The sequence below is a fragment of the Ornithinibacillus xuwenensis genome (assembly GCF_039614845.1).
Classification (GTDB): Bacteria; Bacillota; Bacilli; order Bacillales; family Amphibacillaceae; genus Ornithinibacillus; species Ornithinibacillus xuwenensis.
In genome coordinates, this window is record NZ_JBDIML010000006.1 from 148,064 (window position 1) to 161,930 (window position 13,867).

14 protein-coding genes and 1 riboswitch are annotated in these 13,867 nt (G+C 35.7%); of the genes, 13 read left to right on the forward strand and 1 reads right to left on the reverse strand.

The annotated features are described in order from the left end of the window. The first annotated feature begins 15 nt into the window (after positions 1-15). The 4 genes from ABC228_RS15905 to ABC228_RS15920 all read left to right on the forward strand — a co-directional run bounded on the left by ABC228_RS15905 (position 16) and on the right by ABC228_RS15920 (position 1,837). A complete protein-coding gene (locus tag ABC228_RS15905; RefSeq protein ID WP_345826162.1) occupies positions 16-465 on the forward strand; it encodes a hypothetical protein in 450 nt (149 codons plus the stop codon). A 28-nt stretch (positions 466-493) separates the two neighbouring features. Next, positions 494-1,051, forward strand: coding sequence for a ribonuclease FAU-1 family protein (locus tag ABC228_RS15910; RefSeq protein ID WP_345826163.1), 558 nt, complete (start codon positions 494-496; stop codon positions 1,049-1,051). A 73-nt stretch (positions 1,052-1,124) separates the two neighbouring features. Next, positions 1,125-1,622, forward strand: coding sequence for a YhfM domain-containing protein (locus ABC228_RS15915; protein WP_345826164.1), 498 nt, complete (start codon positions 1,125-1,127; stop codon positions 1,620-1,622). Between the two features lie 35 nt (positions 1,623-1,657). Beyond that, a complete protein-coding gene (locus tag ABC228_RS15920; protein ID WP_345826165.1) occupies positions 1,658-1,837 on the forward strand; it encodes a hypothetical protein in 180 nt (59 codons plus the stop codon). Positions 1,838-1,879: 42 nt separating this feature from the next. Here ABC228_RS15920 and ABC228_RS15925 read toward each other — a convergent pair whose 3' ends face one another. Continuing rightward, positions 1,880-2,692 carry an alpha/beta fold hydrolase gene (locus ABC228_RS15925; protein ID WP_345826166.1) on the reverse strand — a complete coding sequence of 271 codons (813 nt, stop codon included), beginning with the start codon at positions 2,690-2,692 and terminating at the stop codon, positions 1,880-1,882. Positions 2,693-2,926: 234 nt separating this feature from the next. Between ABC228_RS15925 and ABC228_RS15930 the strand changes: the two genes are divergently transcribed. The 9 genes from ABC228_RS15930 to ABC228_RS15970 all read left to right on the forward strand — a co-directional run bounded on the left by ABC228_RS15930 (position 2,927) and on the right by ABC228_RS15970 (position 13,821). Continuing rightward, the gene (locus ABC228_RS15930) at positions 2,927-4,549 is read left to right on the forward strand and encodes a zinc ribbon domain-containing protein (RefSeq protein ID WP_345826167.1); all 1,623 of its coding nucleotides are present in this window, start codon (positions 2,927-2,929) and stop codon (positions 4,547-4,549) included. Between the two features lie 519 nt (positions 4,550-5,068). Next, the gene (locus ABC228_RS15935; protein WP_345826245.1) at positions 5,069-6,130 is read left to right on the forward strand and encodes an ABC transporter ATP-binding protein; all 1,062 of its coding nucleotides are present in this window, start codon (positions 5,069-5,071) and stop codon (positions 6,128-6,130) included. A gap of 36 nt (positions 6,131-6,166) precedes the next feature. After that, positions 6,167-7,237, forward strand: a complete 1,071-nt coding sequence (locus ABC228_RS15940) for an ABC transporter substrate-binding protein (RefSeq protein WP_345826168.1) — start codon at positions 6,167-6,169, stop codon at positions 7,235-7,237. Between the two features lie 75 nt (positions 7,238-7,312). Further along, entirely contained in the window at positions 7,313-8,107 is a 795-nt protein-coding gene (locus ABC228_RS15945) for an ABC transporter permease (RefSeq protein ID WP_345826169.1), read from the forward strand. Then, on the forward strand, positions 8,104-8,955 hold the full coding sequence (locus tag ABC228_RS15950) for an ABC transporter permease (RefSeq protein ID WP_345826170.1): 852 nt from the start codon (positions 8,104-8,106) through the stop codon (positions 8,953-8,955). The genes ABC228_RS15945 and ABC228_RS15950 overlap by 4 nt, the downstream gene beginning before the upstream one ends. Positions 8,956-9,148: 193 nt before the next feature. Continuing rightward, positions 9,149-9,233, forward strand: a riboswitch (cyclic di-GMP riboswitch). A 161-nt stretch (positions 9,234-9,394) separates the two neighbouring features. Continuing rightward, positions 9,395-9,940, forward strand: a complete 546-nt coding sequence (locus ABC228_RS15955) for a PilZ domain-containing protein (RefSeq protein ID WP_345826171.1) — start codon at positions 9,395-9,397, stop codon at positions 9,938-9,940. Between the two features lie 345 nt (positions 9,941-10,285). After that, a complete protein-coding gene (gene hag / locus ABC228_RS15960; protein WP_345826172.1) occupies positions 10,286-11,170 on the forward strand; it encodes a flagellin Hag in 885 nt (294 codons plus the stop codon). A 232-nt stretch (positions 11,171-11,402) separates the two neighbouring features. Next, the gene (locus ABC228_RS15965; protein WP_345826173.1) at positions 11,403-12,011 is read left to right on the forward strand and encodes a hypothetical protein; all 609 of its coding nucleotides are present in this window, start codon (positions 11,403-11,405) and stop codon (positions 12,009-12,011) included. Further along, on the forward strand, positions 12,001-13,821 hold the full coding sequence (locus tag ABC228_RS15970; RefSeq protein WP_345826174.1) for a motility associated factor glycosyltransferase family protein: 1,821 nt from the start codon (positions 12,001-12,003) through the stop codon (positions 13,819-13,821). Before ABC228_RS15965 ends, ABC228_RS15970 begins: the two co-directional genes overlap by 11 nt. Positions 13,822-13,867 lie beyond the last annotated feature (46 nt).

The following is a 13,867-nucleotide window of genomic DNA, read 5'->3' on the forward strand; positions in this document are numbered from 1 at the left end:
ATAGAAGGTGATGAGATGGAGTATTGGACATTATTAGAGAATCCAACTGGTTCGACCTATCGCAATTTAATGCAGGTGCTTTGTGAACATTCGGAAGTGTTCTATTTTATTACGAGAAAGGAACTAACATACGATTGGAATACCATGAAGCAATTCACCCCCTATATTATGGAAACATATAAAACTAAAAAATGGGCAAACACCATTACGAAAGGCCCGGCAGCAACGGTATATGTCGTTGAAGCGAATGTAGAGACCTGTTCTTTATTGCAGCATGTTGCTCACTCACTCTATGATTGGGTTGCACCTAATCTCCCGGAGGATTTAACCTTTATGAAAAATAAGTTTGAATGGTTTTCCTGTACGACACATGAAGAATTTGGTGGATTTACCATTCGTTCCGACTATTATCGAAACATACTTGGACAAATCAATGGTCTGAAAGTAATCAAGGAAGATTACTAGAGACATTCAAAAAGTAAGGGGGGTACACATGCTGAAGCGAAAATATGGTGACAGATCGGATTGGAAGCGAATTACCAAACGTAAATATGTACAGTCGTATCTGGATACGACTGACTTTAAGGGATATATCACACTATTACATACAATAAAAGTCAGAGAACCACTTTTTGTAACCTATGGAAATAAACAGGTTTGCATCGTTGATGATGGCTATTTTTGGTTGCAGCAATTTCCCTTTAACAAAAATCACTCGATAACAGCCATGTACGATGCTAATGGCAATATTATTCAATGGTATATTGATATTTGTTCAGAGATAGGGATAGAAAACGGCATCCCTTGGATGGATGATCTATTTTTAGACATTATCGTACTGCCTACAGGTGAAAGCCTTGTATTAGATGCAGATGAGCTTGAACAAGCATTGAACCATGGAACGATTAATCAGACACAGTTTGAATTTGCTTGGAATGAAGCAAATCGCTTAACGGAAATAATCGAGAACAAGGAGTTTAAGCTACTGGAAATGGCGCATGTTCATAAGGAAATATTATTAGGATTAGTAGGCAACTATGAAAAAGGTTAGATAACATAACAGCCATTTCCAAATGGATGTGATAAATCAAGGGATTGTGAATAAAGTTAAGAGGTGAGATGCTATGAAGAGGTTATGTTGGCTTATTCTAATAACCACCCTACTACTTTCACTAAGTGGCTGCCATCATATTAAGCTAGGTAATGTTAAGGAAATTAGTTTATACCACAATGATGAGCACCATTATACGTTTACAAAAGAAAAAAATAAAGATGAAATAAAGGTTTTCATAAATGCTGTTCAGGATGTGAAAAAACAAAGAGGCATAATCGACATGCCTGCAGACTATTATCGTATTATGATAAAAACGGAAGATGATGTAACATATGGCTATTCTGTTTGGACGAATCCAGATTCGTCACTTATACTGGAAAATTCTACTTCAAAATATGCACAGATATCAAACACCCTATCGAAAAAGCTACATCAAGTCGTGACACAATATAATGTAAGTAGTTCATCAAGCTTTAATTTCATATCGGTAGGCATCGCGTTACCAATTTTTATTCTTCTTATTATTTTATTTGATTGTGGCAGTATCAAGAAGGTTAAGCGTAGATAGAAGGATAACAATGTCTAGAAGGGAGTGTGAAAGAGATGTCTAGTATTGGGATATCAGGGGTCTTATTATCGTTACTATTTCTAGTAATTCCAATTGTCCTATTCATTCTGTTATTAATTTGGATATACCAGATAAAATCAAATAGTGATGTGCAATTAAAGCAAAATCAGCGAATAATTGAATTGCTAGAGGAATGGAATAGAAAATCATCATAGTTTCCGGTCCTTTACGTCATTGCCGAAGGACCGGAAACTTCGTTAATTTTCCAGAATGAATTTTTGTAAAAGCGCATTAAATTCTTCATCATGTTCCCAAAACATCATATGCCCTCCAAGGACCTCAACATAGGAGTTTGGTGATAAGATTGTTAAAAATTTTTTTGCTGTGTCTGCCCAGTGCTCTGCAACAATGGTCATGGTAGGAAGGGAATCATAGGCTGTTTTTGCTTCTGAAAGGTAGTCAGCAAACATACCGGATGCAAACAAGTTTCCAGCTACGTAATAGGGAGTTTTCATCGATTGCTCAACTAGCCATATTAACTCCTGATCCGTTAATTCCCGTTGAACCATTACTTGAGTTATATAGCTCGTAATAAATTCTCGCTGACCGTGTGGAGTTCTGAGAGAAGTGTTATATATGCCAGCTATATCATCGAGCTTACCTTCCACCCAATCGACGGAATTTGTTGATAATGACTTCGGTGGCATATCAACTAGAATTAAGGATTTAACATCACGGATTCCATACTGCTTTACGTATTCCCATGCTGTTAGACAGCCAAAGGACCAACCAGCAAGAACAAAATTCGTAATTTGTAGCTGCTCCAATACAGTAGCTAAATCAGAACCATGTGTGACATAATCATTTCCATGAACCGTAATGGTGGACCTCCCGTGACTTCTTGGATCGATTACAATGACTCGGTTCGTCTTTGAAAAATACGCTACTTGTTTTTCAAAGACTTCTGTTGTAAATGTAAAACCAGGAATAAATACTATAGGATCGCCCTCTCCTACGTCCTGGACGAATAGCTCTATTCCAGGATTAACCTCTATATATTTTCCTTTCATTATGAGTCCTCCTCCACATCATTTATATAAAATATATTTTCTTAGAACAGCAATAGAACATTTATCTCTGTTAGGCAAAAGTTAAACTGGCTAATTTCATTCCATTATTTGAAGGAGGTATTTGGCAATGGAACACAATTTTTTCATTATTCGACAAAAATTTTCTCGCAATCTTCTAGATACATAGTATAATGTTACTATATTTGCTAATTTATTTAGAAAGAAGGGGAGAAAGTGAATTACTGTAATCAATGTGGGGAAGAACTAGTTGAGGGTGCAAAATTTTGTAAGCATTGTGGCACACCAGTGGTAGAAAAAGAACAATCACCAGAACTAGAGCAACCTGTCGAACAAGCGTCAAATGTAGAAGGGCAAGAAACTGTTGAGCCAGTTGAAGCTGAAGAGACTACTGTTAAAGAAGAACAAGTTACAGCGGCTCAAGAGGAACCTGTAAATCCAGAACCAGGTACGCAAGAAAAAGGTGGACTTGCTGCTGCATCGAAAAAATCTGGTCAAGGATTTAAGTTATCGAAGCCTGCAATTCTATCAATATCAATAGTAGGAGCACTAATACTTATTTTATTTGTTGGATTTTTTGTAGCTTCTTCAATGGCTTCTCCAAACAAAATTGTTGAGAAATTTGAAGAAGCAATGCATGAAAAAGATACGGATACAGTTGCAGATTTATTATCATCTAAAAGCTTAAGTCTAGAAATCGATAAAAAATCGGTTGAAGGTTTTGTAGAGTATTTCAATGAAAATCCGAGTGAAATGGATTTGTTAATTGATCACCTTAAGGATCAAGTGAAGCAATATAAAGAAAACCCTGACTTCAAAGTAGACGATTGGTATGCAGTTAACTTAGAGAAAGATGGAAAGTTTCTTGTATTTGACAACTATGATATAACGGTTAGTCCTGTATACTTCAATGTATATACAAATTATAATGAAACTGAAATTTATCTTGGTGATGAAGTAGTTGCTACTGCGGATTCGGATGAATATTATAAAGAAATCGGACCATTTTTACCGGGTCTATATTCATTTAAAGCAGTTTACAAATCGGAGTATGTTGAATTAACAAGTGAAGTTGAGAGCACGAACTTTGATCCTGGTTATACACAAGAGGTTGATTTATATCTAGACGGAACGGATGTATTATTCGAATTACCGTACTATGAAAACCTTGAAAATGTGAAGCTTTACCTAAATGGTGAGGATATAGGGGTTAACCTTGTCGAGGATAATGAGGTTGGGCCATTATTAACGGATGGTTCGATGACGTTTGCATATGAAGCAGAGTTTCCGTTTGGTACTGTGAAATCGGAAGAATTACCAATTGATTCTGGATATATGTATGCAGATTTTAAAGCTGGTGACGAATTAAAGCAATCGCTTCAGGATGTCATCGTCCAATTTAATAAAGAATATTTAGCTGCGTTAACTACTGCAGATGGATCACAGCTAACAGTAGCAAATGAAACGGTTATCGATGATGTCGTTTCTGGAGCTGAGGATGATAGAGAATGGGGATATAACTATACTGGGAAATTCATTGGTATTGACTTCTACGACAACTCCTTTGAATTCTTTAATTATGGTGATGCTTGGACTGTAGATGTTGCAACGAATACATTGACTGAAGAAGCAATTTTCTACGATGATGAAGAGGCTCCGGCATTAGAGCCAACAGAAAATGAAATTACGTATGAATTAACATACGATGAAGCTTCTAGTGCATGGTTAGTATCCTATGTGAGCTGGGGAGCTTATTATGATAGTGACAGTGTAACGGAGTATCGTGAAGAAAATCCAGAAACCTATACTAGTAAATGGGCAAACTCACAAAAAGAGTAAGAGTAATACTATTACGCTTGAAACCAATTTGGTTTCAAGCGTTTTTATATATTGAGATGTGCTTGTTTTATTATCAGTATAACTTTTTTGGTAAATGCATTGAACAATCCTACAAAAAATGCTAAAATTTGTTACACAAAAAGATTTTTTGTAGTAAAATAGTATTTGTTAAATTTGCACTGTATATCAGTGATATGCACAAGTTAGCATACATACATTAGTCTTGAAAGGACAGAAAGCCTTTATTTTTATTTGTTATCGTTGTTGAATCAAGTAATACTATATCGTTTTATCTAACAGTACGCACCCAACGGGGGAGGACATCTACATATCGTGAGATCCTTTACCTGGTAGAGAAGGGTGTATTTTTAATGCCTAAAAATATGACTGATTGTCATTCTTTTCATAGAATAGTTATACATCAGAGGGAAAAAGTAAAGGTTATGCAGTCTTAAAAATACATAGTTTACGATAGAGAATTACAACTAGGAATTGGAGGGATGTTAGTTGGGTGTTCAAATGGTGCAATTAGAACATGTGACGAAGGAATTCGATGATACGAATGTTGTGGATGATCTGAATTTAGATATAAAAGCTGGGGAATTTCTAACATTACTAGGTCCATCAGGGTGTGGAAAGACGACTACTCTTCGGATGATTGCGGGCTTTGAAAAACCGACTTCTGGAAAAATCCTATTAAATGGTAATCAAGTCGATGATACAGAGCCATATAAACGTGAAGTGAATACGGTGTTCCAGAGCTACTCTCTCTTTCCGCATATGAATGTTTTTGATAACGTTGCTTTTGGTTTGAAAATGAAAAAAGTTAATAAAGAAGAAATGAAAGAGCGAGTTATACAAGCATTAAAGCTTGTACAGCTTGAGGAATATGGAAATCGCAAGCCAAAACAATTAAGTGGTGGGCAGCAACAGCGTATAGCAATTGCTCGTGCTATTGTTAATAATCCAAAGGTGCTCCTCTTGGATGAACCACTTGGAGCATTAGACTTGAAATTACGTAAGCAAATGCAGCTTGAATTAAAGCATTTACAACAAACATTAAATATTACATTTATATATGTCACACACGATCAGGAAGAAGCACTAACAATGTCTGATCGTATTGTTGTCATGAATAAAGGAAAAATTGAACAAATAGGTTTACCTTATGAAATTTACGAAAAACCTCAAACTCGTTTTGTAGCGGATTTTATTGGCCAGACCAATATTTTAGAAGGTACGGTATCCGTGATAAACGGTGAGGTTGCAATGATGGACATAGGTGGGCAAATCATCGAAATACCTAATAATGGCAGTCTAGTAAAAGATGAGGAAGCTTATATTTCTGTGCGGCCTGAAAAGATGAAAGCTGGAAATACTCCTTTTGATGGCTCAGTAAATCTTAAAGGCAAATTTAAAGAAAAAATATATGTTGGCTCTGTAACAAAAATCGTGATTAGTCTTTCAGATGGAACTGAAATTACGGTTAATGAATCCCATGATAAAATCGAGGCATTAACCAATACTAATGATGTCTATGTTAGTTGGAGCCCTGAAAACTCGGTTATTCTTAAAAAATAACATATAAGATAATGTATAGATTGGAGATGGGAAGGATTGAAAAAGTTTTTTGTATTTGCACTATTAAGTATGATGATTGTATTTCTTGCAGCTTGCGGAAATGACGATAAAGATGCCGATAATGCTGGTGGAGAAAAAGAATTAAGTGATGAGCTTATCGTGTTTAACTGGAGTGAATATATTCCGCAAGAGGTAATTGAAGGCTTTGAAGAAGAATATGGTGTAGATGTTGTTTATTCTACATATAATTCAAACCACGAAATGCTTACGAAAGTACAAAGTGGGACAGTGGCTTATGATCTTGTGTTTCCTTCAGATTATTATGTGAAGCAAATGGTGGAAAACGATTTGTTGCAAGAAATCAATTTTGATAATATTCCTAATTACGAAAATATCGCAAATGCATGGCGAAATATGCCATTTGATCCCGATAATAAATTTTCCGTGCCATTCATGTATGGCTATGACGGAATTGCCTATAACAAAGAATTTATAAAAGAAGCCCCAACTAGCTGGGAAGATTTATGGAATCCTGATTATGCTGGTAAAGTCCTTTTATTAGAAGAATCGAAAGAAGTATCCAATATGGTACAACAGCTATTAGGTAATGATATGAACAATCCAACTGAGGAGCAATTAGAAGAGGGCTTTGAAAAAGTAAAGGAGCTAATACCTAATGTATTAGCATTTGATTCTACGGCCTCAGATCGCCTTGTAAGTGGCGAAACTTGGATTGCACATGCTTATTCTGGTGCAGCAGCAACAGCGTGGTTAGAGAATCCTAATATTGATTTTGTTCTTCCAGAAGAAGGCGGTATTGTTTGGTTAGATGCAATGGTTATTCCGAAAACTGCTAAAAATAAATATACTGCAGAAGTATTTATTAACTATTTACTTCGCCCTGAAGTAAGCAAGCAGCTATCCGAATTTATACCTTATGGAAATCCGAATGAAAAAGCTGTAGAAATCTTGGATGAGAATATTAAAAACAGCCCTGGTATTAACTTCCCTGAAGAAGTGATTAAGCGTGCCGAATGGAACCTACCGCTAGATGCAGATCGTACACAATTGATGAACCGCTTATTCCAGGAATCAAAGGTTGAGTAACATAGAATTGTATAAAGGAGACAATCATTTGAATGTCTCCTTTAATGATGTTTTCTAGTATAAACGGGAAAGTAGGTGGAAAGTTTGAGAGATAGAACGAAGAAGATTTTGTTTTCTTTTTCCCTACTCGTCTTTTTATTTTTTTATATCCCGATATTATTCGTGATTATTTTTTCCTTTAACGATTCAAAGTTGGGTACCGTTTGGACTGGGTTTACGCTGGAATGGTACACCTCAATATTTGAAAATAGTCAGCTGATTGGGGCTACCATAAATAGCCTGTACATCGCAATTATTGCAACGCTTATCTCTACAGTTCTAGGGACATTAGCAGCTTTAGCCTTACATCGATACACTTTTATTGGAAAGAAAGCTGTAGAATTTCTCTTTTATATCCCGGTCGTTATTCCTGATATCGTTGTAGCGGTAGCGCTTCTTGCGATATATGGAATATTAAACATGTCTCTAGGTCTAAATACAGCCATCCCTGGACATGTGGCCATCACTATTTCTTATGTCATGCTAGTTGTATTAGCTAGATTATCATCATTTGACAATGCACTTGAAGAAGCGGCTAGCGATTTGGGAGCAAATGGATGGCAAACCTTCTGGAAGGTTACCTTTCCATTAATTTTTCCAGGTGTTCTAGCAGGAGGATTATTAGCATTTACGATTTCACTTGATGAATTTGTAATTTCATTCTTTACATTAGGACCAGGAGATAATACATTACCTGTCCTTGTGTATTCGATGGTTCGATTGGGTGTATCTCCTGAGGTAAATGTCCTGTCTACCTTTATCATTGTGATTATGGTAATTGCCGTATTGATTATTGGCTTGAGAATGCGTAAGGGAGGAGAAGCTAAATGAGAAGAAGTCTGAAGCAAGCCTATTTACTTTTATCTCCCAGTCTCCTTTGGTTAACGCTATTTTTAGTTGTACCAGTTATCTTTATCGCAGTCATTAGCTTCACCACGAATGGCGATTTTGGTGCCATTATTTATGAGTTTAGTACAGAGGCCTATCAAGCAGCATTTAGTTCCTTGTATGCAAAGGTAATATGGCAGTCCCTGTGGTGGTCATTTATTGCAACAGTTATTTGCTTGTTTATTGCATACCCGTTTGCATACTTTATTGCGAATGCTGGAAAATGGAAGAATTTATTGCTGTTATTGGTAATGGTGCCGTTTTGGACGAACTTATTAGTTCGTCTGTATGCTTGGATTATCCTCATGAATAATAATGGTGTGATTAATAATTTTCTAATGAAAATCGGTTTTATTGACGAGCCACTAGCCTTGATGTATTCTCCAGGTGGCGTCATTATTGGGTTGGTATACGGATTCTTACCATTTATGATTTTACCGATTTATTCATCCATTGAGCAACTCGATAAAACATACCTAGAAGCATCAGAAGACCTTGGAGCGGGACCAATTAAGACATTTTTACATGTAACCTTGCCGTTAACTTTTCCAGGGATTTTGGCAGGATTCATTATCACGTTTGTTCCATCCATTAGCGTATTTGTTGTGACAGACTTGTTTACAGGTGGAAAATTATTGATGGTAGGAAATGTAATTCGGGATGCTTTCTTAGTGGAAATGAACTGGCAGCTCGGTGCAGCACTCTCCTTGCTATTAATGATATTGGTATTACTATCTTTATTAATATTTATGCGTTTTACCAATCGGAAAGATCGTAAGCTATTGGTTTAGCATTAAAAAGTATACAATGACTTACCCTTGAAAAGCATGCTTAGGCATGCTTTTTTTTATGGTTTAATAGGTCAAGGGTAATAGGTCTAAGCATACATAAAGTTAATAATATAATACTTTTTTAGGATAAATGGTGAAAATATGTCGAATTATGGAAATCTTTCTAGTATAATGGCACTAGAACATTCAGGCTTTTCGAAAAAGGCAAACTTATTGAAAGATAAGGACGCAAAGCACAGGGCCTAAAGCAGTAGTGCAATGGCAGCCTAGCTACCGAAGAAAACTGGGACTTTAATGGGGAACCGGTATCTTAGGTTCTCCTCTTTCTTGTATGTTAAAGGGTAATCTACCTCCGCTGTTTGGAGGTATACCAGAATGTATAGTTCCTTTAGGGTGAAATTTCGAAAAACCAATCAGGAAAGGAAGTGGAGTGATTTAGATGGAATATGCGGAATACATTCTTATTGCAGTTGCCTTTATTTTAGTACTCATTTTGGTTACATATTTAATTTATTCTTATAAAAAAGAAGCAGCTGAAGTAAATAAGGAGACCGAAATTCCTAAAACAACTAAAGAAAATCATCATGAAATAGGCTTTCAAGGTCGAAATCTACGTAAAAACTTTAGGGTTCCATTGGACCATGTATCTTGTTTTGTTGAATTTATGGATGTCGATAATGAAGACTTAAATCCAAAGCATTTCAACGCTATATTAAGAAATATTAGTATTGGCGGCGCGAAATTTGTTTGTGAGTATGAATTTCCAATATTGGACGAGCTAAACATTAAATTACGCTTTAGCCTCCGAGAAAGTATCTTCATGGTAAAAGGAAGAATCGTGAGAAAAGAATTATATCCGGAAAGAGATATATTCGGTTATGGGGTACAGTTTACAAACTTGTTTGATGAGGATCGCGAGTTATTGTATCAAATCTTAAATCGTGTTGTGATCGAAAGACGGCGAAACCGGGTTGTAGGAGAGTGATTACGACTAATAGTCTGTGATGTTATAACATAGACTCTATTATTTTTTTGTTGAGAAAAGCCTGATGTTTCAAGGCTTCTACAATTTTCTTCAAATATATTTAAATTTTTTTCTAAAAAAGATTAAACATCTGATAAGTATGCCGATATAAATAGTACATCATCATGATGAATGAAATGTTATGGCCAAACATTTAAAAACTGGAGGTAACACTCCAAGCATTTAGTAGTTTCGATTAGAGACTACATTCAACCTAGATAATAACTCATAGAGTTGTTATAAATGCGAGGCATAAGGATGTGACTCGCAAAATAAAAAAACTACTTACATGGAGGTAAGGAAAACATGATTATCAATCACAATATTTCTGCATTAAACGCACACCGTCAATTAGGTGCTAACACTGGTGCAACTCAAAACTCTTTAGAAAAACTATCTTCTGGTCTTCGTATCAACAAAGCTGGAGATGACGCTGCAGGTCTAGCAATCTCTGAAAAAATGCGTGGACAAATCCGCGGTTTAGAAATGGCTTCTAAAAACGCTCAAGATGGTATTTCTTTAATCCAAACTGCTGAAGGTGCTTTGAATGAAACTCATTCAATCCTTCAACGTATGCGTGAACTTACTGTTCAAGCTGGTAACACTGGTACTCAAGAAACTGAAGATCTTCAAGCTATCCAAAGTGAAATCGATGCTCTAATCGAAGAACTTGGTGGAGAATCAGGATCTAAAGGTATTTCTGACCGTACACAATTCAACGGAAAGACTCTATTAGATGGTTCTTTCGCTTCTGGTAGCGGAAGTCTTACTTTCCAAATTGGTGCTAATACTACTCAACAATTAAGTGTAAACATTGAAAGTATGGCAGCAAAAGATTTAGGTACTTCAGGACTAAAAATCAATGCTATCGATGTAACTGACTTTGAAACAATCTCAGGCGCTGGATCTGGTGGTTTCGATGATCAACTAGCATCAATTGATGAAGCTATCAACCAAGTATCTACTCAACGTTCTGCACTAGGTGCGGTACAAAACCGTCTAGAGCACACTATCAACAACTTAGGTGCTTCTCAAGAAAACCTAACTGCTGCGGAATCTCGTATCCGTGACGTTGATATGGCGAAAGAAATGATGGAATTCACTAAGAATAACATCCTTACTCAAGCTGCTCAAAGCATGTTAGCACAAGCTAACCAACAACCACAAGGTGTTCTACAATTATTACGTTAATCGTAATTAAAATGAAAGCTCTCTTTTAGAGAGCTTTTTTTTGTGGTAACATCCACCATTAGCTGCTACAACTATTTCTCCACTCCAGTACATATATTTTCAAACTTTTATAAAAAATAGTAATAAGGTAATTAGAATATCTTATTGGGATACTCCCTTTATAAATAAGCAAACAAACCGATATAATAGAAGAATACTGTTACAGAATAATGGAAACTATTTGGAGGTAATTATGAATTTACTATATAAAGATGATCAAATAATTTTAGAGAATAATGAAGAGGCAATGACAAAAATCTTTGAAAGAATTAGTGAGATTATTAACAAGCAAGATGTTGTATTTAGTCATTTAGTAATTGATGATGTAGAAGTATATGAAAATCATGAAGCCTATATTATGAGTCATTTAAGTGATATTGATAAGATTGAAATTGTTACGACTAGTACAAGAAGAATGGTATGGGAGACCATGACCTCCATACATGCATACTTAGAAAGAGGAATTCCAACCTTAAAGGAATTAATTACGGAGAGCTATGACAAATATACCGAGAAAACATGGGATGGGATTAATAAATTGGCTGAGTCTATGCAGTTGATCTTACAATTTGTCGAGTTTACAAATAATACAAACGAGTATCCTGCTAATTGGAGTACTATTGAAGAAAGTGTTAAAGCTTGTCAGGAAAGCTTTCGTAAATTAATGGAAGGAATTGAAATGAAAGATACGATACTAATCTCGGATATCCTTAGCTATGAAGTAGTCCCAGCTTATGAGGACCTTTATAAGCAGTTAAGTGTATCGCTTGATGACAAGGAGTTCTTACAAAATGTTAATTGATAATACATTATTCCTACGTGAGAGATTTCCTAGCCTCCGGAAGAAGTATAGTGAGTATGAGGATAGTTTAGATACAGAAAAATTGGAGGTCCTCGACTCCAAATCTGGTGCGAAAACCATTAAATATGATCAAAAGCTGATGGTTCATAGTCTGTATGATCCAATTCGAGAAGCCGAAAGAATTATTGCTTCCCATGAGGATAAAATATCCGCTGATACGCATGTATTCTTTTATGGGGGTGGACTTGGATATCATATTGAGAAGTTCGTAGAAAAGTATCCAAATAATCCGTTTTCTATTTATGAGCCGATACCAGAAATCTTTAAGGTAATGTCCGAGCAGCGAATACTAAGCTCTGTTATGACGAAAAATACGGCTAACGTATATATCGATTATCGTCAAAATGAATCGCTAGAGCTAATGGACGAATTTAGTTCAAGTAATAAAAATATCCATATTATTGTTTTACCTAGCTACGAGAATATTGCGAATCAGCAAGTTCGATTTTTTCAGGAGACTGTAAAAAGTATCATTATTGGCCGTAGAAGTAACCTACGAACAAATGCAAGGTTTCAAAAGCTTTGGGTAATGAACAGTCTATTTAATATAAAAGAGGTGCTAAGTACTCCGAATGTCATGAAGCATGTGGATCACAATGAATTTAAAGACAAACCGGCCTTAATCGTATCTGCAGGTCCTTCATTATCTCAGGATATCGAATATATCAAATATATTAAGGAAAATAATTTGGCGTATATCTTCTCTGCGGGATCAGCAATTAATAGCTTAGTCGCCCATGATATACTACCAGATGTCATTTGTACGTATGATCCACTTCAGACTAATGACAAGGTTTTTAAAGATTTAATTGATAAGAATATCAGTCATTTACCTATGCTATTTGGTTCCAGTGTTGGCTATGAGACGTTAAACAAATACAAAGGACCGAAAGTTCATTTTATTACCACACAAGATAGAGCTTCCACATATTTTTTGCGAGAGCAATTAGATACGAAACGAGATTATATCTTGGATTCTCCATCTATAGCTATCATGATTTTTCAAGTTTTAAATCGTTTGGGAGTTAATCCAATTATTTTTGCTGGACAAAATCTAGGGTTTTTATATGATCGATATTATTCGGAAGAAATAGACTATGAGGTTATTAAGGATAAGAAGCAGTTAGAGAATGCAATTATGATAGAAGATGTTTATGGAAATGAAATTAAAACTAGCATCGGCTTAAATAACATGCGTGAGATTTTGGAACAATTTGCTGGCCATTTTAATGGAACCTTTATCAATACAACAAAGGGTGGCGCAAAAATTAAAGGGATTCCATTCCAACCTATTGAAGAAATACTGGAGAAGCTTTTAACAAAACCAATCACTAAATCAGAATGGTGGATGGATACACCGCTATATGACCAAAAAGAAATGGAAAAGAAAATAAAGAATTTATATGATAGCATTGGGAAATTCTTTGGTCTGCTTCGTGAGGGCGAGCGATTAATGGATGCGATTAAAGCAAACATTAAGGTAAGAAATAAGCAGATAATGCAACGGTTATTGTCGCAGTTCGATCATCTATATACACAAATGCGACAGAATGAATACTATGCTAACTTTTTATCCTTCTATATCCGTGTTGATACCCAATTTTTGGCGAATGAGATTAAACGGTTAAACGGTTTTAAGGACTCTTTTGACAAAGGAGAAGGGTTATTACGCGTGTTTTCAAATTATATAAATCAATGTAGAGCAGGTAGCTCGGAGTTAGAGGGAATTATCGAACAAGCATTGAAATAACTATAGACATAAATAATTGTATGCAGAAAGTCATAAAAGAAGAGGG